The 7375-nt window shown below is 59.9% G+C and carries 4 protein-coding genes; 1 reads left to right on the top strand and 3 read right to left on the bottom strand.

What is annotated here, in order from left to right:
- Both AC1DH9_RS16995 and AC1DH9_RS16990 read right to left on the bottom strand, forming a co-directional pair.
- The coding region (locus AC1DH9_RS16995; RefSeq protein WP_477808465.1) for a PLP-dependent aminotransferase family protein at positions 1–546 on the bottom strand (546 nt) is incomplete at its 3' end.
- Between the two features lie 238 nt (positions 547–784).
- On the bottom strand, positions 785–4633 hold the full coding sequence (locus AC1DH9_RS16990) for a sensor domain-containing protein (RefSeq protein WP_477808464.1): 3849 nt from the start codon (positions 4631–4633) through the stop codon (positions 785–787).
- A 286-nt stretch (positions 4634–4919) separates the two neighbouring features.
- On the opposite strand from AC1DH9_RS16990, the gene ettA reads away from it, so the two are divergent.
- Positions 4920–6584, top strand: coding sequence for an energy-dependent translational throttle protein EttA (gene ettA / locus AC1DH9_RS16985; RefSeq protein WP_477808463.1), 1665 nt, complete (start codon positions 4920–4922; stop codon positions 6582–6584).
- A 243-nt stretch (positions 6585–6827) separates the two neighbouring features.
- On the opposite strand, the gene AC1DH9_RS16980 is transcribed toward ettA, so the two are convergent.
- A complete protein-coding gene (locus AC1DH9_RS16980; protein ID WP_427547041.1) occupies positions 6828–7319 on the bottom strand; it encodes a GreA/GreB family elongation factor in 492 nt (163 codons plus the stop codon).
- Positions 7320–7375 lie beyond the last annotated feature (56 nt).

Here is a 7375-nt window from a genome sequence, read left to right as displayed (position 1 = left end):
GTCCAGGATCTGCGAGTAGGCAGAGAAACCGGCCACGATCATTTTTGGCTTGTGCTCAACAGCCAGGCGCTCGACTTCGTCGTAGTCGATCAGGCCGTTGCTGTCGATACCGTACTGAACGGCGTTGTACAGCTTGCCGGAGGAGGAAACGCTGGCGCCGTGGGTCAGGTGACCGCCGTGGGCCAGGCTCATGCCCAGGATGGTGTCGCCCGCTTGCAGCAGGGCCAGGTAAACGGCGCTGTTGGCTTGCGAACCGGCGTGTGGCTGAACGTTGGCGTAATCGGCGCCGAACAGTTGCTTGGCACGGTCGATGGCCAGTTGCTCAACCACGTCGACGTACTCGCAACCGCCGTAGTAGCGCTTGCCTGGGTAGCCTTCGGCGTACTTGTTGGTCAGAACCGAGCCTTGAGCTTCCATCACCGCTGGGCTGGTGTAGTTTTCCGAAGCGATCAGCTCAATGTGTTCTTCCTGGCGCTGAGCTTCTTGCTCCATGGCGGCAAAAAGGTCGGCGTCGTACTTGGCAATAGTCAAATCACGGCTGAACATGGCGGTCCTCAAGGATCGGGGGGCAGAAAAGGAAGGCATTCTAACCCAATGGGTTTTATCTGGCATATGAAAGGACATCATGTCGCAGACAAGTGGTGTTCATGACGGGATATGCGGCGATTGTGCAGGCCTCATCGCGAGCAGGCTCGCTCCCACAGGGGACGCATTTCAAATGTGGGAGCGAGCCGGCTCCGGGCGGCGCTCCGACGATGACGTCATCTGCCTCAGCACAAGGATTTCAGTCGAACATGAACAGCGCATCATTGCTGAATTGCGCTTCGAAACGCGCCGCTGGCATCGGGCGGCCGAACAGATAACCCTGCACCTCGTCGCAGCCGTGTTCACGCAGGAAGTCGAGCTGTTCCTGGGTTTCGACGCCCTCGGCGATCACCGCCAGGTTCAGGCTGTGGGCCATGGCGATGATCGCTCGGGCAATCTGCGCGTCCTGTTCACCGGACGGCAGGCCGTCGACGAAGGTCCGGTCGATTTTCAGCACGTCGATCGGGAACTGCTTCAAGTAGTTCAGTGATGAATAACCGGTGCCGAAGTCGTCGACGGCGATGCTCAGGCCGAGGTTTTTCAGCCCGGCGAGAATCTGCATGGCTTCGCTGACCTCACGCATCAGGATACTTTCGGTCAGTTCCAGCTCCAGGCAGGCCGGTGGCAGGCCCGTGTCCTTGAGGATGGTGGCGATGCGCGTCCCGAGCTGGCCGTCGGAGAACTGCCGTGCAGAGATGTTCACCGAGACTTTCGGGACGCGGACCTTGCTCTGGTGCCAGCTCTTGAGCTGACGGCAGGCCTCGCTGATCACCCAGTCACCGACATCCACCACCAGCCCGAGCTCTTCGAGCACTGGAATGAAGTCTCCCGGCGGCACCAGCCCGCGACGTGGATGCCGCCAGCGCAGCAGGGCTTCGGCGCCGGTCAGGCGTTTACCGTCGCCGCTGAATTGCGGCTGGTAGTACAGGACGAATTCGTTTTGCTCAAGGGCGTGGCGCAGGTCGCTTTCCAGTTCCAGGCGCTCCAGGGCGCTGGCGTTCATGTCCGCCTGATAGAACTGGAAGTTGTTCTTGCCGCGCTCCTTGGCGTGGTACATCGCCGTGTCGGCGTTCTTCATCAGCTGGCTCAGCTCGTTGCCGTCCTGCGGACTCAAGGCGATGCCGATACTGGCAGTGACAAAGAACTCGCGGCCTTCGAGGACAAACGGCTTCACCAGGCTGGCRAGGATCTGYTCGGCCACRTGAATSGCYCGGTTCAGCGCGATCTCACGGCTGGCACGCGGTTGCAGGAGCAAGGTGAACTCATCACCGCCCATGCGTGCCACCGTGTCGTCATCGTCGACGCAACCGAGCAGGCGGGTGGCCATTTCCTTGAGCATGCGATCGCCGGCGGCGTGGCCAAGGGAGTCGTTGATCGGTTTGAAACGATCGAGGTCGAGGAACATCAGCACGACCCACGACTTCTGCCGCTCCGCCGATTGCAGCGCGGAGTGCAACCGGTCCTGGAACAAGGTGCGGTTGGGCAGGTGGGTCAGGGCGTCGTAGTAGGCGAGGCGGTGAATCCGCTGTTCGCTGGCCTTGCGCTCGCTGATGTCACTGAAGAAGCACACGTAGCTGGCGAGGTCGCCTTCGTCATCGAGCACCGCCGTAATGCCGACCCACGCCGGGTAATGTTCACCGTTGCGGCGCTTGAGCCAGACTTCGCCTTCCCAGGTGCTGTGCTGATGCAGTTGCTTGAGCACATACCGCAGGTGGGCTTCCTGCTGGTCATCGACGGTCAGCATGTTCGGCAACTGGTCGAGAACCTGCGCCACTTCATAACCGCTGACGCGGCTGAAGGCTTCGTTGGCCTGCACGATATAGCCGGCCGGGTCGGTGATCAGAATCGCTGACGTCGAGTGCTCGAAAACCGTCGCTGCCATGCGCAGGTCTTTCTCGGCGCGGCGCTGCTGGCTGATATCACGACCGACCCCGAGCACACCTTCGAACGCACCGTGTTCATCCCAGACCAGTACCAGGCGCAGTTCGATCGGGATTTTGCGTCCGTCGGCGCGCAAGCAGTCGAACAGGAACAGCTGGGTTTGCACCTGAGTGCGCAATTGCGCCAGTTGCTCGGGTTTATCCAGGGCCTTGCTGACCCGGTCCATCAAGCTGTAGATGCCAGTCAATTGTTGTGGATTGGCGATGGTTGATTGCCAGCCATTCTGGAAGATCCAGTCAACGTCATAGCCGAGCACGGCGTTCACCGACGGGCTGACGTAATTGAGCGAGAGTTTGCTGTCGGTGGAGAAAATCACGTCGCTGAYGCTTTCAGCGAGCATCCGGTAACGCTGCTCGCTGTCGCGCAAGGATTCACTGGCTTCGATCTGATCGGTAATGTCTTTGGCCACACCAATAATGCGGGTGACCTGGTCGTGTTGGTCCCGCGCCAGCGCCTGTTCGCGGATTTCGAAACGCCGCCATGTGCCGTCGCGGTGGCGAAAACGCAATTGGCACTGCATCAGTTGGGTGTAACCGGCCTGGCGCTGTTCCTGACGCAAATGGTGGTAGTGATCGGCATCTTCGGGGTGCAGCAGAATCTCCCAGAAGTACTCGCCCATCTGGTGCAGTTCGGTTTTGCTGTAACCCAGCGTCTGGCCCAGGTGATGGTTACTGAAAATCATCCGCTGGCTGATCACGTCCTGCACGTAGAGGTGATCCGGAACGGTGCGCACGACATCCGACCAGAAGCCTTCACGCTCCAGCAGCGACAGCTCGACAATTTTACGGCTGGTAATATCGCTGATACTGAGGATCACCGCTTTGGCGTCGTGCTGTGCTTGCGGCAAATGCAACACCAGCCACAGATGCTGGTCGCGGCCCTGGCTGTCCTTGAGCTTGATCTCCAGTTCCAGCTGCTTTTGCTGGTTGAGCACGGCGTCGAGCAACTGGTTGCCGATGGCATTGCCATCCAGTGGCCCGCCTTCGATCAGAAGCTTCCAGGCTTGCTCGCTGGACTGGACGTTGAGCAGGTGCAGGGCGACCTGGTTGACCTCGGTGATGCGCAACTCTTGCAGCAACTGCTGGCGTTGTTCGGTGTTCTGCAGCCACCGCCGCAATTGCTCGCTGGTGTGCAGTTGGGCCTTGTCGAGGCAGGCGTTGAGGCCGGAGAGATCCAGTACGCAGAGCGCAACACCGGTGCCGTCGAAAATGTCCCGATAGCGCCGACGTCCGTCGTGCACCTGACGCTGGCGTCGGCGCATATTCAACAATGCGATGAGCGGTAGCGTCGAAAAGGCCAAACCCAGCAGGCATTTGCCGATAAACACCGGCAGCAATTGTTCGAACACGCGTTGCCGGTCAAACAGCCCGCGTAATTGCCAGTCGCTGTTACTGAGCGGGACGACCAGTACGCTGTTCGCCAGGTCATTGGCGTTTACCGTGTCCGGTTTGTTCGAGGGTAATCCGTCGTCGCGGCTGACGATCTGTTGGTTGATGCGGTTTTCCACCACCCACAGCGGACGGATTCCTGTGTCGCTCTGTTTGGTCAGCGAAGAGAAAAACGTCGGTCGCAGGCGCAAGAGCCAGTAGCCGCGCGTGCTGCCGCTGGCCTGGTGCAGTAACAGGTTCACCACCGAGCCGTCGTTGGCATTGCTGAAGTAATGCACCTGCGCATGACTGCGTCGAACCAGGTCTCTCAGGTAGTCGGCATCCTGGCTGTCACTGGCGCTGTCACTGAGGACTTTCCCCGAGGGGCTGAGCAACGCCAGGCTGAGTAAGTCGGGCAAGGATTGTTGCAGTTTGCGCAGCAACGCCTGTTGCTGATCAACGGTCTGCGGTTGCTCGACGATCGGTAGCAGATTCAGTGCGATCTGGGCGTTGAGCGCCATGTCCAGACTGACTTGCGCGGCCAGATCGGCGGTGTAGTCGATGGTGTACTGGCGCTGGCTATTCTGGGTTTCGCTCAGTTGGTCGAACAACTGCCAGAGCAGCAATCCGATCAACAGCAGGACAAGCGTCGCCAATGCACCTTTCAAGGTGCCGCGCAGGGGCGATCCGGTCGCAGGACTCAGTGCGCTCACGGACGAAGGCGGAGTGACATTGGACAAACTGTGATCCTGCGGTTTGGCTGGATTGGCGCGACGTGCACTATAAGCCGGACGCCCGGAGGGCGGCTAGCATGCCTTGAGCTGTGGCAAAGTGCCAGCCCCTCTCGGCTGGACTGCCTTCCGTCATTAAGGTAGCTTTGCCGGTTACGCGGGAGCGTTCCAGCTCTTAGACTCAGGCTTTGTTTCGTGCGCACGTATTGATAGCGATCAATCGCTGGCGGCGCGTATGGCCTGGCCCGGGCTTCGCCCGTGCTTATATTCATCAGTCACTGACCCTAGGTTCTCCATGGCTCAATACGTCTTCACCATGCATCGGCTGGGCAAAGTTGTTCCGCCGAAGCGGGAAATCCTGAAAAACATTTCGCTGTCGTTCTTCCCGGGCGCCAAGATCGGCGTGCTCGGCCTCAACGGCTCGGGTAAATCCACACTGTTGAAAATCATGGCTGGCGTCGACACCGAGTTCGACGGCGAAGCCCGTCCGATGCCGGAACTGAACATCGGCTACCTGCCGCAAGAACCGCTGCTGGATCCGACCAAGACCGTGCGTGACGTGGTCGAGGAAGCGGTCAGCGTGATCAAGGACGCGCAAGCGCGTCTGGATCAGGTCTACGCCGAATACGCCGACCCGGATGCCGACTTCGACAAGCTGGCCGCCGAACAGGCCAAGCTCGAAGCCATCCTGCAGGCGGGCGACGGTCACAACCTGGATCGCCAACTGGAAGTCGCTGCCGATGCACTGCGTCTGCCGGCCTGGGATGCCAAAATCGAACACCTGTCCGGTGGTGAAAAGCGTCGTGTGGCCCTGTGCCGCCTGCTGCTGTCCGCACCGGACATGCTGCTGCTCGACGAACCAACCAACCACCTGGACGCCGACTCCGTAGCCTGGCTGGAGCATTTCCTCCACGACTTCCCGGGTACCGTGGTTGCGATCACGCACGACCGTTACTTCCTGGACAACGTCGCCGGCTGGATTCTGGAACTCGACCGCGGCRCCGGTATTCCTTACGAGGGCAACTATTCGGGCTGGCTTGAAGCCAAGTCCGATCGTCTGGCCGCCGAATCCAAGCAGCAGTCGGCCCATGAAAAGGCCATGAAGGAAGAGCTGGAGTGGGTGCGCAAAGGCGCCAAGGCCCGTCAGTCGAAATCCAAGGCGCGTCTGCAACGCTTCGAAGAAATGCAATCGCAGGAATTCCAGAAGCGCAGCGAAACCAACGAGATCTACATCCCGGCCGGTCCTCGCCTGGGCGACAAGGTCATCGAATTCAAGAACGTTACCAAGGGCTATGGCGATCGCGTATTGATCGACAACCTGTCGTTCTCCATGCCTAAAGGCGCCATCGTTGGCGTGATCGGTGGTAACGGTGCGGGTAAATCCACGCTGTTCCGCATGCTGATGGGCAAGGAACAACCGGATTCGGGCACCATCGAAGTCGGTGAAACCGTGCAACTGGCCTGCGTCGACCAGAGCCGTGAAGACCTGGACGGCAGCAAGACTGTGTTCCAGCAGATCTCCGACGGTTCCGACCAGATCCGCATCGGCAACTACGAGATCCCGTCGCGCACCTACGTGGGTCGCTTCAACTTCARGGGCGGCGATCAGCAGAAGTTCGTCAAGGACCTGTCCGGTGGTGAGCGTGGTCGCTTGCACCTGGCCCTGACCCTGAAAGAGGGCGGCAACGTCCTGCTGCTCGACGAACCGTCCAACGACCTCGACGTTGAAACCCTGCGTTCCCTGGAAGAAGCCCTGCTGGACTTCCCGGGCGCCGCCATTGTGATCTCTCACGATCGGTGGTTCCTTGACCGCGTCGCGACGCACATCCTGGCGTACGAAGACGACTCGCAAGCGGTGTTCTTCGAAGGCAACTACACCGAGTACGAAGCCGACCGCAAAAAACGTCTTGGCGATGCCGCTTCCCAGCCACACCGGGTGCGTCACAAGAAACTGGCCTGATCGGCTGGTTGCATGAAAAACGGAGCCTTCGGGTTAATGCCTGTCAGTTAAGGCACAAACCTGTGGGAGCGAGCCGGCTCCGGGCGGCGTTCCGACGATGACGGCATAACATTCAACATCAATGTTGACTGACCCACCGCTATCGCGAGCAGGCTCGCTCCCACATGGATTGCGCTTAACTGACTGGTATTGGCCTTCGGGCTCCGTTTTTTTTGTGCGCCATTTCCAGGCCAAGGGTGTGGTTTAACTCGGTTCGATGCGGATGATTTCGATCAGTTGATCACCGGCAGGTCGTTGCCAGAGCACTTCGTCGTTCAGCTGTGCGCCGAGCAGCGCACGTCCCAGCGGTGAGCTCCAGTTGATCAGGCCTTTGGCGGCATTGGCCTGATCTTCGCCAACCAGTTGCACGCGTCGTTCGGTGCCCCGTTCGTCGGCATAGGTCACCCAGCTGCCAATCTGAACCTTCTTGGTGGAAGTGGCCGGTGTCACCACTTGAGCGCTTTGCAGGCGTTGCTTGAAGTAACGCAGATCACGCTCGAGATCGGCCAGCCACTGTGGGTCAGCCTCCTCGCGGGCCGATTGTTCGCCATGCAGGGTTTGCAATTCGGCGACTTTGGCCTGCAGCAGGGCGAGGCCTTCGGGCGTGACGTAGTTGGGCTGCGTGCTGACCTGGCGTTCTACCGGCTGGTCGGCTTGTGGGGTGGCGTTATCTTCATTGACGAAAGCGCGGCTCATGGCGGTTCTCCCTGAATGGGGTTTTGGCCATCGTCGCAGGCTTCTGGTTTCGAAGG

It is taken from the genome of Pseudomonas sp. 05T35, assembly GCF_056396605.1.
The sequence above is the reverse complement of the archived record's forward strand: the minus strand, read 5'-3'. Positions and strand labels throughout refer to the sequence as shown.